Origin of the sequence: Couchioplanes azureus (assembly GCF_014648355.1) — a bacterium.
Lineage (GTDB): Bacteria > Actinomycetota > Actinomycetes > Mycobacteriales > Micromonosporaceae > Actinoplanes > Actinoplanes azureus.
In genome coordinates, this window is the sequence record NZ_BMQY01000004.1 from 173,924 (window position 1) to 193,238 (window position 19,315).

16 protein-coding genes and 1 pseudogene are annotated in these 19,315 nt (G+C 73.5%); 15 read left to right on the forward strand and 2 right to left on the reverse strand.

Annotation, left to right across the window (positions count from 1 at the left end):
* Window positions 1-987 (reverse strand): annotated as a pseudogene (locus IEY99_RS34255) (putative bifunctional diguanylate cyclase/phosphodiesterase); the annotation flags it as partial.
* A gap of 320 nt (window positions 988-1,307) precedes the next feature.
* Here IEY99_RS34255 and IEY99_RS15925 point away from each other — a divergent pair.
* From IEY99_RS15925 to IEY99_RS15955, 7 genes are all read left to right on the forward strand, one after another.
* On the forward strand, window positions 1,308-2,240 hold the full coding sequence (locus tag IEY99_RS15925) for a 5'-3' exonuclease (protein WP_189203932.1): 933 nt from the start codon (window positions 1,308-1,310) through the stop codon (window positions 2,238-2,240).
* A gap of 10 nt (window positions 2,241-2,250) precedes the next feature.
* Entirely contained in the window at window positions 2,251-3,393 is a 1,143-nt protein-coding gene (locus IEY99_RS15930; protein WP_189203934.1) for an acyl-CoA dehydrogenase family protein, read from the forward strand.
* Between the two features lie 91 nt (window positions 3,394-3,484).
* Window positions 3,485-3,931: an Lrp/AsnC family transcriptional regulator gene (locus IEY99_RS15935; protein WP_189203936.1), complete on the forward strand. Its 447-nt coding sequence runs from the start codon at window positions 3,485-3,487 to the stop codon at window positions 3,929-3,931.
* Between the two features lie 171 nt (window positions 3,932-4,102).
* Window positions 4,103-5,848 (forward strand): ATP-binding cassette domain-containing protein, encoded by a 1,746-nt coding sequence (locus tag IEY99_RS15940; RefSeq protein WP_189203938.1) that lies wholly within the window; start codon window positions 4,103-4,105, stop codon window positions 5,846-5,848.
* Window positions 5,845-7,617 carry an ATP-binding cassette domain-containing protein gene (locus IEY99_RS15945; protein WP_189203940.1) on the forward strand — a complete coding sequence of 591 codons (1,773 nt, stop codon included), beginning with the start codon at window positions 5,845-5,847 and terminating at the stop codon, window positions 7,615-7,617. Before IEY99_RS15940 ends, IEY99_RS15945 begins: the two co-directional genes overlap by 4 nt.
* Window positions 7,618-7,639: 22 nt before the next feature.
* Window positions 7,640-7,819: a hypothetical protein gene (locus IEY99_RS15950; RefSeq protein ID WP_189203942.1), complete on the forward strand. Its 180-nt coding sequence runs from the start codon at window positions 7,640-7,642 to the stop codon at window positions 7,817-7,819.
* Between the two features lie 152 nt (window positions 7,820-7,971).
* Window positions 7,972-8,163, forward strand: coding sequence for a CsbD family protein (locus IEY99_RS15955; RefSeq protein ID WP_189203944.1), 192 nt, complete (start codon window positions 7,972-7,974; stop codon window positions 8,161-8,163).
* A gap of 69 nt (window positions 8,164-8,232) precedes the next feature.
* Here the strand turns inward: IEY99_RS15955 and IEY99_RS15960 are convergent, their stop codons facing one another.
* Window positions 8,233-9,606, reverse strand: coding sequence for a KamA family radical SAM protein (locus IEY99_RS15960; protein WP_189203946.1), 1,374 nt, complete (start codon window positions 9,604-9,606; stop codon window positions 8,233-8,235).
* Between the two features lie 131 nt (window positions 9,607-9,737).
* Here IEY99_RS15960 and kdd point away from each other — a divergent pair, with 131 nt between their 5' ends.
* The 8 genes from kdd (at window position 9,738) to IEY99_RS16000 (ending at window position 19,270) form a co-directional block, all read left to right on the forward strand.
* Complete coding sequence (gene kdd, locus IEY99_RS15965; protein WP_189203948.1) at window positions 9,738-10,796, forward strand: L-erythro-3,5-diaminohexanoate dehydrogenase; 1,059 nt, start codon at window positions 9,738-9,740, stop codon at window positions 10,794-10,796.
* Between the two features lie 5 nt (window positions 10,797-10,801).
* On the forward strand, window positions 10,802-12,343 hold the full coding sequence (locus IEY99_RS15970) for an amidohydrolase (RefSeq protein WP_189203950.1): 1,542 nt from the start codon (window positions 10,802-10,804) through the stop codon (window positions 12,341-12,343).
* 2 nt (window positions 12,344-12,345) lie between these two features.
* Window positions 12,346-13,899 carry a lysine 5,6-aminomutase subunit alpha gene (kamD, locus tag IEY99_RS15975; protein ID WP_189203952.1) on the forward strand — a complete coding sequence of 518 codons (1,554 nt, stop codon included), beginning with the start codon at window positions 12,346-12,348 and terminating at the stop codon, window positions 13,897-13,899.
* Window positions 13,896-14,630, forward strand: a complete 735-nt coding sequence (gene kamE, locus IEY99_RS15980; protein WP_189203954.1) for a lysine 5,6-aminomutase subunit beta — start codon at window positions 13,896-13,898, stop codon at window positions 14,628-14,630. The genes kamD and kamE overlap by 4 nt, the downstream gene beginning before the upstream one ends.
* Window positions 14,627-14,992: a 3-aminobutyryl-CoA ammonia lyase gene (kal, locus tag IEY99_RS15985; RefSeq protein WP_189203957.1), complete on the forward strand. Its 366-nt coding sequence runs from the start codon at window positions 14,627-14,629 to the stop codon at window positions 14,990-14,992. The genes kamE and kal overlap by 4 nt, the downstream gene beginning before the upstream one ends.
* Entirely contained in the window at window positions 14,989-16,266 is a 1,278-nt protein-coding gene (locus IEY99_RS15990) for a glutamate mutase L (RefSeq protein WP_189203958.1), read from the forward strand. The genes kal and IEY99_RS15990 overlap by 4 nt, the downstream gene beginning before the upstream one ends.
* 542 nt (window positions 16,267-16,808) lie before the next feature.
* Complete coding sequence (lnt, locus tag IEY99_RS15995; protein WP_189204794.1) at window positions 16,809-18,464, forward strand: apolipoprotein N-acyltransferase; 1,656 nt, start codon at window positions 16,809-16,811, stop codon at window positions 18,462-18,464.
* Between the two features lie 14 nt (window positions 18,465-18,478).
* On the forward strand, window positions 18,479-19,270 hold the full coding sequence (locus IEY99_RS16000) for a polyprenol monophosphomannose synthase (RefSeq protein WP_229798905.1): 792 nt from the start codon (window positions 18,479-18,481) through the stop codon (window positions 19,268-19,270).
* Window positions 19,271-19,315: the final 45 nt, after the last annotated feature.

Genomic DNA, 19,315 nt, shown 5'->3' on the forward strand with positions numbered 1-19,315 from the left:
CGCCAGCGTGGCGGCGGCCTGGCGCAGGGCCCGCTCGCGGTGGTTGGCCCGGCGCTGGTCGGTCAGCAGGCCGCCGACCCGGGCCATGACCAGCAGCACCAGCGCCGCGGAGCCGGCCGCGATGACCGGCGCGTCGACGACCCCGCCGGTGAGGTGCTCGGTGAGCAGGACGCCCGGCGCGATGAGCACCGCCGCGGTGAGCAGGGCGAGGCGCCGCCAGCGCGCGGTGACCGGGGCGGTGTCGGCCGGGGTGGCGTCCGTGCTGAGCCAGGTCATGGACGGGTGCATCGCGGCGAGGCCCATGGCGGCGTAGAAGACGACCCAGCCGAGGTCGATCGGGCCGCCGACGTTCCAGGCGTGGTCCAGGCGGGCGAGGCCGTAGACCACGTCCGAGACGAGCACGCCGACCACGCCGGCGCACAGCATGCCGACGGCGGCGGGCTTGCGGCCCGGAACGCTGAGCAGGCGCAGCATCATCGCGAGGGCGAGGACGTCGCCCAGCGGGTATGCGACGGAGATCGCCTTCTCCACCAGTGTCAGATCGGTGGCGCGGGTGTACGGCGCGATCAGCCAGATCCAGCACAGCAGGCCGAGGCTGACCGTGGGCACGAGCCCGTCGAGCAGCGCGGCCCGGTTGCGGTCGCCGGAGCGGGCCCGTACGAACAGCACCAGCCCGGCGGCGAGCAGCGGGTAGACCAGGATGTACAGCAGGTCGGACACGACCGAGGCCCACGCCGTACGGCCGGTCGTGAGCCCGACGAAGCCGAAGGTGTCCCCGGCGCTGAAGAACAGCAGCGCGGTGGCGAGCAGGTACCACGGCGAGCGGCGCTCGGGCCGGTGGATGCGGACACCCAGCAGGATGCAGGCCACGCCGGACAGGCCGATCGCGGCCCAGGAGTACGTGTGTGACTCCGGCCACGCGTAGAAGATCGCGACGAGGAGGGTGAACCACGCGACGATGCATCCGCGAGCGAATCGCGTCGTCATGCGGGCTCCGTTCCGGCCGGTCGGGGGGTCGACCCCTTCTCCATCGGCGCGGGGGCGGAGTTTCTGACCCGGTTCGGCGTTCGCAACCGGAATACGCCCCGCCCGGGCCGCGCGACGCCCGGACGGACGTCCCGGGTCCGGCGACGTCTCGCCGGACCCGGGACGCGGCGGGGTCGGCGCAGGCCGTTGCGCCGCGCGACCGGCACCGCCCGATCGGGGCCGGTGGGGATCACCCCTGCAAGCACCGTGCCGCACCGATGTGACATCCGGGTGAACGTCGTGTCTCCCGGCGGGTGGAGGGCGGCACTAGGGTCGGTGCCGTGACCGAACGACCTCTGCTGGCCGTGGACGCCCCGAGTCTGTACTTCCGGGCCTTCCACGGCATCCCCGAGTCGGCCGCCCGGACCGGCGCGGGGGAGCCGGTGAACGCCATCCGCGGCTTCCTGGACATGCTCGCGCAGCTGATCCGCACCCGCCGCCCGGGTCGCGTGGTGTGCGCGCTCGACGCCGACTGGCGCCCGGCGTGGCGGGTGGCGCTGGTGCCCTCGTACAAGCGGCACCGCGTCGCGCACGGCGACGTGGAGGAGGTCCCGGCCGCGCTGGAGAAGCAGATCCCGGTGCTGTTGCAGGTGCTCGAGGCGGTCGGCATCCCGGCCTTCGGGGTCGCCGGCTACGAGGCCGACGACGTGCTCGGCACGCTGGCCGCCACCCAGCCGGCCCCGGTCGAGGTGGTCTCGGGCGACCGCGACCTGTTCCAGCTCGTCGACGACGCCCGCGGCACCCGCCTGCTCTACTGCGGCCGCGGCGTGGCCAAGCTCGAGGACAGCGACGACGCGGCGGTCCAGGCCAAGTACGGCGTCCCGCCCCGCTGGTACGCGGACTTCGCGGCGATGCGCGGCGACCCGAGCGACGGCCTGCCGGGCGTGCCGGGGGTGGGGGAGAAGACGGCGGCCCGGCTCATCGCCCGCTACGGCGGCGTCGAGCAGATCGTCGCGGCGCTGGACGACCCGGCGTCGGGCTTCGCCCCGGGGGTGCGGACCAAGCTGCTGGCCGCGCAGGACTACCTGGCGGCGGCGCTGCCGGTGTGCCGGGTCGCGCGCGACGTGCCGCTGCCGCCCTTCGACGCCACGCTGCCCCGGGCGCCGAAGGACGCGGACGCTCTGTTGGCGCTCGCCGAACGGTGGAACCTCGCCGGCTCGGCCCGTCGCCTGGTGGACGCCCTCGGCGTGACGGCGGAACCTAACGGCCGTTAAGCTTGCGGGCGTGACGGTCGAGCGGATCCTTCCCACCGAAGAGGCGTACGAGTTGCTGGGGCTCACCCGGGAGATCGCGGAGGGCGAGCTCGCCCCGCAGGTCGCCCGCTACGAGCAGCAGGGTGAGTTTCCCCGCGACATCCTGCGGACCATCGGCCGGTCCGGCCTGCTCGGCCTGCCCTACCCCGAGGCCGACGGCGGCGGTGGCCAGCCCTACGAGGTGTACCTGCAGGTCCTGGAGATCCTGGCGTCGTCCTGGGTGGCCATCGCCGAGGCGGTCAGCGTGCACACCCTGTCGTGCTTCCCGGTGGCCGCGTTCGGCACCGAACGGCAGCGCAAGTCGCTGCCCGAGATGCTCGGCGGCGAGCTGCTGGGGGCGTACTGCCTGTCCGAGCCGCAGGGTGGCAGCGACGCGGCGGCCCTGGCCACCCGGGCCGTGCGCGAGGGCGACGAGTACGTGGTGACCGGCACCAAGGCGTGGATCACCCACGGTGGCCGCGCCGACTTCTACAACATCTTCTGCCGCACCGGCGGGCCCGGCCCCGGCGGCATCTCCTGCCTGCTCGCGGACGCGGCCACCGAGGGGCTGCTGCCGCAGGCCCCGGAGCGGCTGATGGGCCTGCGCTCGTCGGCCCCGGCGCAGATCGTGCTCGACGGTGCCCGGGTGCCGGCCGACCGCCTGGTGGGCGAGGAGGGTGGCGGCTTCCGGATCGCCATGCAGGCGCTGGACGCGGGCCGCCTCGGCATCGCCGCGTGCGCGGTGGGCCTCGCCCAGGCCGCCGTCGACTACGCGGCCGCGTACGCGAAGGAACGCACCCAGTTCGGCAAGCCGATCGCCTCCTTCCAGGGTCTGGGTTTCCTGCTGGCCGACATGGCCACCCAGGTCTCGGCGGCGCGGGCGCTGATGCTGGCGGCGGCGCGGCTCAAGGACGCCGGCCGGCCGTTCTCCGCGGAGGCCGCCAAGGCGAAGCTCTTCGCGACCGACGTCGCGATGAAGGTGACCACGGACGCGGTCCAGGTGCTGGGCGGGTCGGGCTACGTGAGCGACCACCCGGCCGAGCGGTGGTTCCGCGAGGCGAAGGTGCTGCAGATCGTGGAGGGCACCAACCAGATCCAGCGGCTGGTGATCTCGCGCTCGCTGACCCGCGGCTGAGCCGCCCGTCTCGTGTGGACTTTGCGCAGGCCGGGTGCGGTGTGCGGGAATGGGTGCGGGGCGGCCCGGCTTCGACCGGTATCGTGACGCGGTGGAAGAGATCGACCGGGCGATCGTGGCCGCCCTCACCGCCGACGGCCGGCTGTCCTACACGGTGCTCGCCGAGCGGGTCGGGTTGAGCGTGTCGGCCGTGCACCAGCGGGTCCGCCGCCTCGAGCAGCGCGGTGTCATCAACGGCTACACCGCCGTGGTCTCGTACGAGGCCCTGGACCTGCCGCTGACCGCCTTCGTGGCGATCCGCCCGTTCGACCCGTCGCAGCCGGACGACGCGCCGGAGCGGCTGCGCCACCTCGCGGAGATCGACTCCTGCTACTCGGTGGCGGGGGAGGACTTCTACCTCCTGCTCGTGCGGGTGGCCAGCCCGGCGGACCTGGAACGGCTCCTGCAGGAGATCCGTACGGCCGCGAACGTCACGACGCGCACGACGGTGGTGCTGAGCACCCCGTACGAGAACCGCCCGCCGCGCATCGCCGACTGACTAGCCTCCTGGGACGCGCCAGGCGCGACATCGGACGGACGCTCGCACGGCTGCTTCCTAGGATGCCGTAGAGGTGGTGCGCCCGGTCACGGAAAGCGATTTGCCCCCGGAAGCGCCAGCGGACAGGATTGACGCCGATCGACTTCGGGGGTGTCGGTGTTCGCTGCTCGGATGCGGCTGCTACGTCTGTTGACCCGGGGCGGCGCCGGCCTCGCCGTCCTGCTCGTCCTTCTCCAGCTGGTCCGCGCCGCCCTGCCGGTGGCGCTCGCGCTGGCCGCCGGCCGCCTCGTGGCCGTCCTGGTCGCCGCGAGCACCGGGGAAGAGGCGGCCGGCGCCGCCATCCTGGTCGCCGCGGCGTTCCTCGCCGACCAGGTCGTCTGGCTCCTGATCGACCCGGTCCGCGCGTTGCTCGCCCGGCGCGTCGACGGCGACCTGCGGGCCCGCGTGCGCCTGCTGGCGGCCTCCGTGTCCCGCCTGGACGTGCTCGAGAGCGCGGCGTTCCAGGACCGGGTCAGCCGTGCCGTGGACTCCGGCACCGGCGTGGCCCGCGACCGGTCGGTGGGCAACGCCGCGGTGGGACAGCTGGAGCTGACCGTACGGATGCTCAGCGCGGCCGCGGCGGCGGCGTTGCTGGCGACCTTCTCGGTGCCGCTCGCGGCGGGGCTGCTCGCCGTGGCCCTGACGGTCCGGGCGTTCGTCCGCCGGCAGTGGATGCGGATCATCGACAAGCTGGACGCCGACACGGCCGGGCAGCGCTACGAGTTCTACCTGGCCTCCCAGGCGGTGGTCGGCGCGGCCAAGGACGTGCGGCTCTACGGGCTCACCGACTGGTTCGCGGGCCGGTTCCGGGCGGCGGCCGCCCGGACGTACGGGCCGGTCTGGCGCGAGCTGCTGGGCGTGCTCAGCCGGCAGTGGTGGGCGACGGGCCTGCTGCTGGTGGCGGGCGCGGCGGCGCTGGGCGTGCCGGCCGTCGCGGTGCTGTCCGGCGACGCGCGGCCCGGTCAGCTCGTCACCGCGGTCCTCGCCGGTCTCGCCGTCCTGGGCATCAGCACGATGGGCCAGGAGGCGTACGACATCGAGTACGGGCTGCGCGGGCTGGCCGCCGCCGACGAGCTGACCGCCCGGTACGCCGCGGAGCCGGCACCCCGACGGGTCGCGGCCGCCTCGCGGGCTCCGGCCGTACGGTTCGACGACGTCGTGTTCTCGTACCCGGGATCCGACCGACGCGTCCTCGACGGCCTCAGCCTGACCCTGCGCCCGGGGGAGATCGTCGCCGTGGTCGGGGAGAACGGCGCCGGCGAGACCACCTTCGTGAAGCTGCTGGCGGGCCTCTACCGGCCGGATTCCGGTCGGATCACCGTGGACGGCGCCGACCCGCACGCCCGGCGGGCGCCGGTCACCGTGCTCTTCCAGGACTTCCTGCGCTATCCCTCGACCCTGCGCGACAACGTCACCTCGGCCGCGCCGGAGCGCGGTGCGGACGACGACGCGGTCCGCGACGCGCTGCGGCGCGCCGGCGCGACCGGCCTGCCCGAGGATCTCGGCACTCTGCTCTGGCGGGAGGGCACCGGCGGCACCGAGCTGTCCGGCGGCCAGTGGCAGCGGGTGGCGCTGGCCCGTGCGCTGTACGCCGTCGACGCCGGGCGCCGCCTGCTGGTGCTCGACGAGCCCACCGCCAGCCTGGACGTGCGGGCCGAGGCGCAGTTCCACGAGCAGGTGATCTCGCGGGTACGGGACACGACGACCGTCCTGATCTCGCATCGGCTGTCCACGGTGCGCTACGCCGACCGGATCCTGCTGTTCCGGGACGGCCGGGTGGCCGAGGACGGCACCCACGACGAGCTGCTGGCGGCCGGCGGCGGCTACGCCACGTTCTTCACCACCCAGGCGGCCGCCTTCGGCGAGGAGGCGGCATGAGCGACTGGTTCCGGTTGCTCGCGGACATGGTCCGGCTCACCCTGCGGGCCGGGCGGCGGCCCGCGCTGCTGCTCGCCCTGGTCACCGTCGCGCAGGCCGGCGTCATCGCCGGGATCGGCCTGAGCCAGCGCAAGCTCGTCGACGACAGCACGGCCGGCCGTGGTGCCGGTGTCGCGGTGGCGGTCCTGCTCGGTGCGGCGGCGTACGCGGTCTCGGCGACCGCCGGCCGGGTGCGCGGCAACCTGCAGGTCTTCCTGGTCGGCCGGGTACGGGGCATGCAGAACGAGCGGACCCAGCGCCTGGTCTCCTCGGTACCCACGCTCACCCACCTCGAGCACGCACCCTTCGTCGACCGCTGGGACCGCCTGTTCCAGAGCTCCCAGGCGCTGGCGGCGATGCCGTGGTCGGCGCTGAACGCGGTGGTGGCCGCGGCCGGACTGGCGGTCACGGTGGGGCTGCTGGTCTCGGTGAGCCCGTACCTCTGCCTGCTCGCTCTCCTCGGGGTGCCGCTCTATGCGGCGGCTCGCCGCGCGGACCGGCTGCTGCGGGACGCCCGGGACGCCGGGACCGAGGAGCTGCGCCTGCACCACCGGCTGCACGACATGTGTGTGGAGCCGGAGTCGGCCAAGGAGCTGCTGCTGACCTGTGACGGCGCGCGGTGGAGCCGGCGGGCCGGCGAGCTGTGGGAGGCCGCCGCGGGGCGCGAGGCGGCGGCCCGGCTGCGCGGTGCGGCCGGGCAGGCCGGCGCGTGGGTGCTGTACGCCGCCGGGTTCGCGGCCGCGCTGGTGCTGGTCGCCGGTGAGATCCGGGCCGGCCGGACGAGCGTGGGCGCCGCCGTCCTGGTCGTGTCCCTGGCCACCCAGCTGCAGGGCCAGTTGCGCATGGTCCTGGAGAGTCTGACGGAGGCGGCCGAGGCCGGGCAGGTCGTGTCGCACTACTGGTGGCTGAGGCGCTACGCGGCCGCGGCCGCGCGGCCGGGCGCGCCGGTGCCGGTCGTGCTGCGCGACGGCATCACGCTGTCCGGCGTGAGCTTCCGGTACCCCGGGGCCGCGGCGGACGTCCTGCACGACGTCGACGTGCACCTGCCGGCGGGTGGCACGGTGGCGGTCGTCGGGGCCAACGGCGCCGGCAAGTCCACGCTGATCAAGCTGCTGACCGGCATGTACGAGCCGAGCGCCGGACGGATCACGGTGGACGGGGTGCCGCTGCCCGAGTTGAGCGCCGCCGGCTGGCGGGCCCGGCTCGCCGGGGTCTTCCAGGACTTCGCCCGGCTGCGGCTGCGGGTGGGGGAGACGGTCGGGGTGGGCAACGTCCGCTTCGTGCGCGACCGCGTCGCGGTGCGTGCGGCGATCGACCGGGCGGGCGCGCCGGTGCTGCAGGGCCTCGGCACCCGGCTCGGCGCCGCGTTCGGCGGGGTGGAGCCGTCGCTCGGGCAGTGGCAGCGGCTGGCCCTTGCCCGCTCGTTGATGCGGGAGGTGAGCGGTGACCGGGCGCCGGTCTGCGTCGTGCTCGACGAGCCCACGGCGGCGCTGGATCCGCTGGCCGAGCACGAGCTGTTCCGGCACTTCGTCGACCAGCTGGGCCGGGCCCGGCGCGCCGGCGCGGTCACCGTCGTGGTCTCGCACCGCTTCACCACCGTACGGATGGCCGACCGGATCGTGGTCCTCGACGGCGGCCGCGTGGTGGAGCAGGGCAGCCATGCGGAGCTGATGGCGGCCGGAGGCGGTTACGCCGAGCTGTACCGGCTGCAGGAGCGTGCCTACCGTTGAGGACGGGGCCTAGCCTGGACCCATGGACAAGCGCGAGCAGGAGACGAAGCCGGGTCCGGAGCAGGAGCAGGACTTCCGGCACTTGCCGCCGCGGATCACTCCGGAGGAGATGGTCCCGGTGCAGCCGGTCGTGCAGGCGGTGCACGACCCGATGAACGGCGACATCGACGACTGGCACGTCCGGCAGGGCTGGGCGATCTGACGCCGCCTTCTCTTATATCTCAGGATCCTAGGATGCCTTAGGCGGTGTGCACCGGCTCACGCCCCGTCGCCTCGGGTTTCACACACGAGCCCTTCGGGCACTGAACTCACCAGCAAGAACAAAAACAAGTTCGAGCTGGTGAGAGGTTGACGATGAGCTTCACTGACAAGGTCAAGAACAAGGCCGAAGAGCTGACCGGTAAGGCGAAGCAGGGCATCGGCGACGCGACGGACAACGAGCGGCTCATCGCCGAGGGGCAGGCGCAGGAGACGGCCGCACACGCCAAGCAGGCGGGCGAGCACGTGAAGGACGCCGGCCGGGACGTGCGGGACGCGTTCAGCTGAGCCGCCTGGACAGACAGCGAGAAAGGGCCCCGGGAGCTGCTCCCGGGGCCCTTTCTCACGCGGCTCGTGTCACTCGGCGCTCTGCTTGCGCCACCATTCCTGGCCCGCCTCGGGCAGCGTGTCGATCGGGTCGTAGTACGCGTAGAGCTTGTTCAGCGCCTCGGTGTCGTCGTGCTCGATCGAGGTGCGGTAGTTCTTGGTCCAGTACGAGATGCCGTTCTCGCGGTCGTACTCGGAGACCATGTGCACCCAGCGCTTGCCGACGAACGGCACGTCGCAGACGATGCGCGGGGTGGCGTAGCCCGGCAGGTAGCCCATGATGTCGTGCTGGAGCTGCTGGGCGTGCCAGACCGGCACGCGCCAGTGCTCGGCGTTGGGGATCATGTCGCACATGTAGAAGTAGTACGGCAGGATGCCCGCCTCGCCCTGGAGGCCGAAGCAGAGGTCGAGCAGGTCGGTGCTGGTGGCGTTGACGCCGCGCATGAGCACGCCCTGGTTGCGGACGTCGCGGACGCCGACCTCGATGAGCGTACGGGCGGCGCGCGCGACCAGCGGCGTCAGCGAGTTGACGTGGTTGACGTGGGTGTGGACGGCGAGGTTGACGCCGCGCCGCTCGGCGGTGATGGCGACGCGGTGCAGGCCCTCGACGACGTCGGGCTGGATCCAGTGCTGGGGCAGGCCCATGAGGGCCTTGGTGGCGAGGCGGATGTCGCGCACGGTGGGCACCGACAGCAGGCCCATGAGGTAGGTCTCGAGCTGCTTCCAGGGGACGTTGGCGACGTCGCCGCCGGAGACGACCACGTCGCGGACGCCGGGGTGGGCCTTGAGGTAGGCCAGGTGGGCGTCGTAGCGGTCGACGGGCTTGAGGGTGAGCTTGAGCTTGTCGACCGTGGGGGTGCTGTTGCCGACGAGGTCCATGCGGGTGCAGTGGCCGCAGTACTGCGGGCAGGTGCTGAGCAGCTCGGCGAGGACCTTGGTCGGGTAGCGGTGGGTGAGGCCCTCGGCGACCCACATGTCGTGCTCGTGGAGGCTGTCGCGGGTGGCGTGCGGGTGCGACGGCCAGTCGAGGCGGCGGTCGGTGGCGACCGGGAGCATGTAGCGCCGGATCGGGTCTGCGTAGAACGACTCCGTGTCCGGGGTGCGGTCGGGCACCATGGTGTTGAGCATCTGCGGCGGGATGAGCATCGACATGGTGGCGAGGCGCGCCATGTCGGTCTCGAGGTCGGCGTAGAAGCGCTCCTCGAGCAGGTCGCCCATGACGTTGCGGAGCTGCTTGACGTTCTTGACGCAGTTGACGCGCTGCCACTGGGCGGATTCCCACTGGGCGGCGGTGACGTCGCGCCAGCCGGGGAAGCGGGTCCAGTCGGGCTCCACGAGGGGCCGGCGCCGGTACTCGTACGGCTGGCCGGCGGGAGTTGCCGGGGCGGTGGCCGGCTCAGTCACCGGGGCCTCCTGGGGGTCGGGGGTGGTCTGGGATCACGATACTGGAGAATCTTCGGTCTAGAAACCGTCGGTCCGGAGGATTTACGGTGTAGCAGCGGTGCAGCACCTTGTTTCTCGTGAGGATGGTGGGTATGTCGTTCGCTGTGGGCCTGTCTCGTGTGCTGGAGCCGGCGGGTGTGCTGCCGCAGGCGGCGTGGCGGTTGGACGCCCGGCCGGAGATCGGGCCGGACGAGGTGCGGATCCGGGTGGAGCGGCTGAACCTCGACGCCGCCAGTTATCGGCAACTGGCCGGCAAACATGACGGCGACGGCGCCGCGGTGCGCGCCGAGGTCCTGGAAATCGTGCGGACCCGCGGCAAGATGCACAACCCGGTGACGGGTTCGGGCGGCATGCTGATCGGGGTCGTGGACGAGGTGGGCCCGGAGTCGCCGCTGCCGGTGAAGGTGGGCGACCGGGTGGCGACGCTGGTGTCGCTCACGCTGACGCCGCTGGTGATCGACGACGAGCTGGCCGGCTGGGACGGCCTCGGCGAGCAGGTGCCGGCGTCGGGGCACGCGATCCTGTTCGGGCGCTCGGTGGTGGCGGTGCTGCCGGAGGATCTGGCGCCGGAGCTGGCGCTCGCCGTCTTCGACGTGTGCGGTGCGCCGGCGCTGACGGACCGGGTGGTGAAGGCGTACGTGGGTGCGGCCGGGATCGCCGGGGACCGGGAGCCGGTGACGGTGGCGGTGCTGGGCGGGGCCGGCAAGAGCGGGTCGCTGGCGTTGACGGCGGCGCGGCTGGCGGGCGCGCGTACGGTCGGGGTGGTGGTGTCGGAGGCCGAGCGCGACGCGCTGACGTCGGCGGGCCTGGCGGACCACGTCGCGATCGCCGACGCCCGGGATCCGGTGGCGGTGTCGTCGGCGGTGGCCGGGGCGCTGGGCGCGCCGGCGACGGTGACGGTGGTGTGTGTGGACGTGCCGGGGTGCGAGCACGGCGCGATCCTGTCGACGGGGCACGGCGGCACGGTCATCTTCTTCTCGATGGCGACGAGTTTCCCGGCGGCGGCGCTGGGCGCGGAGGGCCTGGCGGCGGACGTGACGATGCTGGTGGGCAACGGGTACGTGCCGGGGCATGCGGAGTTCGCGCTGGATGTCCTGCGGCGTACTCCCGCGGTGCGCGCGCTGTTCGAGGCGCGGATCGCGGCACACTGACGCTCATGACTCTCCCCTCGGTGCTCTTCCGCAACGGCCGTTTCTACTCGGCGGCACAGCCGCAGGCCTCGGCGATGCTGGTCCACGACGGGCGCATCGCGTGGCTGGGCGCGTCCGCTGACGCGCCGTCGGCGGGTTCCGTGGTGGATCTGGGCGGTGCGCTGGTGACGCCGGCGTTCGTGGACGCGCACGTGCACGCCACGGACACCGGGCTGGCGGCCGACGGCCTGGAGCTGTCGGGGGTGCGCTCGGCGGCGGAGCTGCTGGCGGCGGTGGCGGCGTTCGCGCGGACGCGGGCGGGCGACGCGGTGGTGCACGGGCACGGGTGGGACGAGTCGACGTGGGCGCAGCAGACGCCGCCGGACGCCGACGAGCTGGACCGGGTGGCCGGCGGTCGGCGGGTGTACCTGTCGCAGGCGTCGGTGCATTCGGCGCTGGCGTCGCGCGCGCTGCTGGCGGCGTGCCCGGGCATCGAGGGCGTCGGCGGGTACGCCGCGTCCGGCTGGCTGCGCGAGCACGCGCATCATGCGGTGCGCGCGGTGGCGCTGGGGTCGTTGACGCCGGCGCAGCGGGAGGCGGCGCAGCGGTCGGCGTTGCGGCTGGCGGCCTCGCGCGGGGTGGCGTCGGTGCACGAGTGCGCGGGGCCGGGGACGTCGAGCGAGCAGGATCTCGCGTCGGTGCTGGCGTTGTCGGGCCGGGGCCTGCCGCGGGTGTTCGGCTACTGGGGTGAGCTGGGCGGGGCGCGGCGCGCGAAGGATCTGGGCGCGGTGGGTGCGGCCGGCGACCTGTATGCCGACGGGGCGCTGGGTTCGCGGACGGCGTCGGTGCGCGAGCCGTACGCCGACGGCGGCGGGTGCGGCGAGGCGTTCGTGACGGCGCAGCAGGCCGGGGCGCATCTGCTGGAGTGCATCGAGCTGGGGGTGCAGGGCGGCTTCCACGCGATCGGGGACGCGGCGATCGCGAGCGTGCTGGACGGTTTCGCCATCGCGGCGGAGGCGGTCGGCGTGGAGCGGGTGCGCGCGGGCCGGCATCGCATCGAGCACGTGGAGCTGGCGGACCGGGCGATGATCGCCCGGATGGTCGAGTTCGGCGTGGTGGCGAGCGTGCAGCCGGTGTTCGACGCGCTGTGGGGCGGCCCGGACCGGATGTACGCGCAGCGGCTGGGTGTGCCGCGGGCGCTGGCGTCGAACCCGATCGGGGCGATGCACGCGACGGGGGTGGCGCTGGCGTTCGGGTCCGACTCGCCGGTGACGCCGCTGGATCCGTGGGCGGCGGTGGCGGCCGCGGCGGCGCCGCGCAATCCGGTGTTCCGGATGGGTGTGCGGGCGGCGTTCGCGGCGTCGACGCGGGGTGGCTGGCGGGCTGTGGGGGTCGACGACGCGGGGGAGCTGGCGCCGGGTGCGCAGGCCACCTTCGCGGTGTGGGACACGCCCGGGGGGCTTGAGGAGGGTCTGCCGGCGCTGCTGGCGGGGCCCGACGGTGACGTGCCGGCGCGGCCGGTGTGCCGCCGGACGGTGTTGTCCGGCGAGACGATCTACGAGGAGTGACGGTGCGGAAGCTGGGTCTGGACCCGGAGGTGGTGCGGCGGGCGCGTGAGCTCGCCGCGCGGGCGGGGCAGCCGGTCGTGGATCTGGCACGGTCGCACACGACCGTGTCGGTGGAGCGGGCCGTGTTGCGGCTGGCGGGTGTGCGGGGCGCGGACTCCGACGGCATCCCGTGGGTGAACCGGCTCGTGGACGCGGTCCGTGCGGACGTGGGCCTGGGGCACGGGGTGGCGGTGCCGGTGTTCCACGCGCTGGCGGCCGAGGGCCTCGACGACGTGACGGTGCTGGCGCAGAAGGCGGCCGCGGGTGCGGTGCGCTTCGCCGTACCGGAGAAGAAGGCCGAGGTGAGCGCGGCCAAGCGGGCCGCGCGGCGGGCGACCAACGCGGGCCTGAAGGTGGTGGACCGGCGGCGCGCGGAGCGGGACCGGCTGATCAAGCGGTACGGGGATCCGCCGCGGCGGCCGTGGATCTATCTGATCGTGGCGACCGGCGACATCTACGAGGACATTCCGCAGGCGCAGGCGGCGGCGCGGGCCGGCGCGGACGTGATCGCGGTGATCCGGTCGACGGGGCAGTCGCTGCTGGACTACGTGCCGGAGGGTGCGACCCGGGAGGGTTTCGCGGGTACGTACGCGACGCAGGAGAACTTCCGGCTGATGCGGGCGGCGCTGGACGAGTCGTCGAAGGAGCTGGGCCGCTATGTGCGGCTGACGAACTACGCGTCGGGCCTGTGCATGCCGGAGATCGCGGCGCTGGCGGGCATGGAACGCCTCGACATGATGCTCAACGACTCGATGTACGGGATCCTGTTCCGTGACATCAACCCGATCCGCACGTTCGTGGACCAGCGGTTCTCGCGGCAGGTGCACGCCCGGGCCGGGATCATCATCAACACCGGTGAGGACAACTACCTGACCACGGCCGACGCGGTCGAGGCGGCGCACACGGTGACGGTGTCGCAGCTGCTGAACGAGTTCTTCGCGCACGAGGCGGGCCTGCAGGACTGGCAGCTGGGTCTCGGGCACGCGTTCGAGATCAACCCGGACCTGCCGGAGTCGTTCCGGCTGGAGCTGGCGCACGCGCTGCTGGCGCGGGAGCTGTTCCCGGACGCGCCGCTGAAGTGGATGCCGCCGACCAAGCACATGACCGGCGACGTGTTCCGCGGCAACCTGCTGGACGGCTTCTTCAACCTGGTGGGTGCGCTGACCGGTCAGGGGATCCTGCTGGTGGGGATGATGACCGAGGCGGTGGTGACGCCGTGGCTGTCCGACCGTGACATCGCGCTGCAGAACGTGCGGTACGTGCTGAACGGCGCCGGCAACCTGCACGAGGACTTCGTGCCGGCGCCGGGCGGGTTCATCCAGCAGCGGGCGCACACGGTGCTGGGCGAGGCGGTGGAGCTGCTGGAGCGGGTGGTCGACGACGGCATGCTCAACGCCATCGCGGACGGCACGTTCGGGATCATGAAGCGGCCCGCCGACCGGGGCAAGGGCCTCGACGGGGTCGCGAAGCACGACGCCGACTACTACAACCCGGTGACGGAGGCCCTGGAGGCATGAGCATCGTCCGCCCCTACGGGGACACGACCGGCGACGGCATGGTGCAGCTGTCGTTCACCCTGCCGCTGGTGCACGACAAGCGGGCCGAGGGCGCCGCGATCCAGCTGGCGAACAAGATGGGCATGGACCCGGCGATGCTGGTGCACGCCAAGGCGATGGGCGACGGCTTCACCTTCTTCGTGGTGTACGGGAAGGTGAACCACCTCGTCGACACGGACAAGGTCCAGGTCGTCGAGCGGGACTTCCCGCTGCTGGGCGCGAAGGAGATCAACGCGGTCATCAAGCGCCGGCTGCGGCGGCGGCTCAACGTCGTGGGCGCCTGCATCGGCACGGACGCGCACACGGTGGGCATCGACGCGATCCTCAACCTCAAGGGCATCGCGGGGGAGAAGGGCCTGGAGTCGTACCGGGAGATGTCGGTGACGAACATGGGCGCCCAGGTGTCGGTGCCGGACCTGGTGGAGACGGCGAAGGCGTGCAAGGCCGACGCCGTGCTGGTGTCGCAGGTGGTGACGCAGCGCGACGCGCACCTGCTGAACACGCGGCAGATGTCGGCGGCGTTCCGGGAGGCGCTGCCGGAGGGCAAACGGCCGCTGCTGATCGTCGGTGGTCCGCGCTTCGACGAGTTGATGACCGAGGAGCTCGGCGTCGACCGGATCTTCTCCCGGGGTACGACGCCCCGGGAGGTCGCCTCGTATCTCGTCCATGCCCTGACAGGGAGTGCCGCATGATCACTGTGAAGCATCGTCGTTACGTGCCGTACGCGCACGCGCACTACGCGGGGAACCTGGTGGACGGGGCGTACTCGCTGGGCCTGTTCGGCGACGTGGCGACCGAGGTGTGCATCCAGCTCGACGGCGACGAGGGCCTGTTCGCCTCGTACGACGACGTGCAGTTCAAGGCGCCGGTGCAGGCCGGTGACGTGCTCGAGGTGACGGCGACGGTGGTGAGGATGGGCACCCGGTCGCGCAGGATCGAGTTCTCGTCGACGGTGGTGTGCCGGGGTACGGGCGGTTCGGCGGCGGTCGTGCTGGACGAGCCGATCGTGGCGGTGACCGCGACGGGCACGGTGGTCGTGCCGCCGAAGGCATGACGCAGGCCGTCTGCGTCGACGTCGGGTCCACGTACACCAAGGCGCTGCGGGTCGACCTCGCAAGCGGCCGGGTGCTGGCCCGCTCGGAGGTGCCGACCACGTCGTCGTCGGACGTGCTGACCGGTCTCGACGCGGCGGTGGAGGCCGCCGGCGGCCGTCTCGCGGCCCGTGACGAGCTCTACGTGTGCTCGTCGGCCGGTGGCGGCCTGCGCCTGGCGGTGGTCGGCTACGAGTCGCTGGTGACGGCGGAGGCCGGGCACCGGGTGGGCCTGTCGGCGGGCGCCCAGGTGGTGCACGTGGCCGCCGGCCCGCTCGACGGGCGGGCGGTCGCGGCGCTGCGGGCGGCGCGACCGGACGTGGTTCTGCTCGTCGGCGGCACCGACGGCGGCGACGAGCAGACGCTGCGGCACAACGCCGGCCGGCTGGCGACGTCGCGGATGCGGGTGCCGGTGGTGGTGGCCGGCAACGCCGACGCGCGCCCGGACGCGGCGCGGGTGCTGACCGAGCGCGGTGTGCCGGTGACGGTGACCGGCAACGTGCTGCCGCGCATCGGGGTGCTCGACGCCCTGCCGGCGCGCGCGGCGATCCGGGAGATGTTCCTGCGGCACGTCATCGGCGGCAAGAAGTTGTCGAAGGGCCGGCGGTTCGCGTCGCTGGTGCGGTGCGCGACGCCGGACGCGGTGCTGGCCGGGGTGTCGCTGCTGGCCGACGAGACCGCCGCCGGGGTGCTGGTGGTGGACGTGGGCGGGGCGACGACCGACGTGTACTCGGCGTTGCTGCCGGACGGGGAGCTGGAGCACGGGCCGCAGCGGGACGTGGCCGGCACGTTGTGGCGGTCGCGGACCGTCGAGGGTGATCTCGGCGTCGGCGTGGGCGCGGCCGGTGTGGTCGCCGCGGCGGCCGCGGAGAAGCTGCCGGAGCCGGACATCTCGGGCGGGCGGCCGTACGACGCGGCCACCGACCGGGCGCTGGCGTCGACGGCGGCGATGATCGCGTTGCGCCGGCACGCCCGCGGCCATTCCCCCGGGCCGGGGCTGCCCCGCACCGGCGGGCGCGACCTGCGCGACGTGCGGCTGGTCGTCGGCTCCGGCGGGGTGCTGCGCCACGGCGGCGGGCAGGCCGTGCTGGACGCGGTCCTGGGCGACACCGCGGGCGGCTGGGCGGCGCCGCGCCAGGTCCGGCGGGTGGTCGACACCCGGTACGTGCTGGCCGCCGCCGGGATGCTCGCCGAAGATCATCCGGCGGCCGCGGCCGCGTTGGTCAACAGCCTGTGACGACTGCTTTTCCGGCGCGGTGACACGCCGGGGTTGCGACACGCCCGGGTGCGGGTGACCTGGTTGACAAGGCGCCGGGGGTGCGGCGTACCGTCGATGGGTCCTTTTCCGGGGAGCGGTTGTTGTTCGCTTCGTTCCTTCGCCCAATGGCCACGCGGCAAGACCGACGCGTACGCCAGGTCCAGGGGGTGGGGGTCGACGGGGCGGCGCGGACCGGCCGCGACTTTCCGGTGCGGGCGCGGTGGAACGAGGCCAGTAGACAACGGCACGACGCCGGCAGCCAGCCTGCGGCGGGTCGGTCCGAAGGTCCCGCGACACCACACCCACGCAGCGGCTCGGAACGGGATCTCTGGGAGCAATCGGGGCACGGCCCGCGGCCGTGTCCCGATTCCCTCGGCCTCCCGGCGCGTTCCTTCACCCCGATGACGGGGTCCTCCGGCCTGGAGGGCGGCCCTGCCCGGCCCGGCGGGCGGCGTTCGCCCGGCCCGGCGGGTGGCGCGACGGTTTCGTGACCGCCGCCGGGTAGCCTTCCGCGCGTGGATCTGTCGACGCTTCAGCCCGCACCCGCGGCGGCCGGTGCCGCGCCGGCCGTGCCGGGCACACCGCGGCCGGTGCCGCGCTGGGCGTCGGTGGTGCTCGCCGTCGTGGCGGGCGCCGGGCTGCTGCTGTCGTTCCCGCCGTACGACCTGTGGTGGCTGGCGCCGGTCTCGGTGGCGCTGCTGGCCGCGGCGGCGCACCGCCGGCGGCTGCGGGCCGGCTTCGGCGCCGGCATGCTCGCCGGGCTGGTGCTGTTCGTGCCGCTGCTGGACTGGACGCACATCGCCGCCGGCTGGCTGCCGTGGATGCTGCTGGCCGGCGCGCAGGCCGGATACCTGGGCCTGCTCGGCCTGGCGTCGGCGTGGCTGTCGCCGCTGATCGACCGGTTCCGGGCCGCCTGGCCGCTGGTCGCCGGGCTGCTGTGGGTGACGCAGGAGGCGCTGCGGGACCGGGCGCCGTTCGGCGGGTTCCCCTGGGGGCGGCTGGCGTTCGCCGCGCAGGACGCGCCGGCGCTGCGGCTGGCCGTGCTCGGCGGCGCACCCCTGGTGACGTTCGCGCTCGCCGCCGCCGGCGGTGCCCTGGTGGCGCTGGCCTGGCAGGTGGTGCGGACATGGCGCGGCCGGTCCCCGGCGCCGACCGGCGGGGCCCGGGCGTGGTGGGGCGCCGCCGGGTTCGCGCTGGCCGCCGCGGTGCTGCTGGCCGGTCCGGCGTTCGTGCCGACCGCCGCGCGCGCGGCGCAGACCCGTACGGTCGCGATCGTGCAGGGCAACGTGCCGCGCCTCGGGCTGGACTTCAACGCCCAGCGCGCCGCCGTGCTGCTCAACCACGTGCGCGCCACCGAGAGACTCGCCGCCGAGGTGCGCGCGGGCAGCAAGCCGCGGCCGGCGCTGGTGATCTGGCCGGAGAACTCCAGCGACATCGACCCGCTGCGCGACCAGGACGCGGCGCAGCAGATCGCCCGGGCGGCCGACGCGATCGGCGTGCCGATCCTCGTCGGCACGGTGCTGCGCGGCGACAAGCCCCGGGAGATCCGCAACGCGGGCCTGCTGTGGATGCCGGTCACCGGACCCGACCTCGATCAGGTGTACGTCAAGCGGCACCCGGTGCCGTTCGCCGAGTACATGCCGCTTCGTCCCGTCGCCCGGCTGGTCTCCACCAAGGTCGACCTGGTGCAGAACATGCTGGCCGGCAGCACCCCGGGCGTCATCCGCACCGGGGCGGCGACGATCGGCGACGTGATCTGCTTCGAGGTCGCCTACGACGGCATCGTGCGCGACACGGTGACCGGCGGTGCGCAGATCCTCGCGGTGCAGACCAACAACGCCACGTTCAACGAGGCGGAGGCCCGCCAGCAGCTCGCGATGGTGCGGCTGCGCGCGGTCGAGCACGGCCGGGAGGCGCTGATGGTATCGACGGTCGGGGTGTCCGCGTTCGCCGGCGCGGACGGCCGGGTGCACGCCGCCACCGGATTCAATGTGGAGGCCGTGGTCCTGCGCGAGATGCGAGTGGGCGGACCGCGTACGCTGGCCACTCGTCTGGGACAGTGGCCGGAGCTCGCCATGGTCGCCCTGACCCTGCTCGTCCTGGCCGGGGCGTTACCGCTGCGGCGGCGCCGGAGCAGCGACATGACCGACGCACAGGCAAAGACGGAGGAACGGTGAGCGACGCGAACCCGATGGCAGCGGGCTCGGACGGGTACCCGGGGGTGGGCCGCGTCCTCGTGGTCATCCCCACCTACAACGAGGCCGACAACCTGCGGTCGATCACCGAGCGGGTGCGCACCGCGGTGCCGTCGGTCGACATCCTCGTCGCCGACGACAACTCACCCGACGGCACCGGCGCCATCGCCGACGAGATCTCCGCCGCCGACGACCACGTGTTCGTGCTGCACCGCGCCGGCAAGGAGGGCCTCGGCGCCGCGTACGTCGCGGGATTCGCGTGGGCCAAGGACAAGGGCTACGACGCGGTCGTCGAGATGGACGCCGACGGCTCGCACGCCCCCGAGGAGCTGCCGAAGCTGCTCGACGCGCTGCGCGACACCGACGCCGTGCTCGGCACCCGCTACATCCCGGGCGGCAGCGTGCACAACTGGCCGCTGCACCGGCTGCTGCTCTCCCGCGGCGGCAACATCTACATCCGCATGGCGCTGGGCATGCCGTTCAAGGACGCCACCGGCGGCTACCGGGCCTACCGGATGCCGGTCCTCGACGCGATCGACGTGTCGACGGTCGCCTCGCAGGGCTACTCGTTCCAGGTGGAGCTGGCGTGGCGCACCTACCGGCACGGTTTCCGGATGGCCGAGGTGCCGATCACGTTCACCGAGCGCGAACACGGCGTCAGCAAGATGAGCGGCAACATCTTCAAGGAACAGCTGCTCAGGGTCACCCTGTGGGGTGCGGCGGCCCGCAAGGAGACGCTGCTGAACAAGTTCGGGCGTACGCCGAAGCAGCCGTCGACCTGGCCGTGACCGTGCGGCCGCGTGTCATGCTGGACAAGCCGGTGTGACACCGCG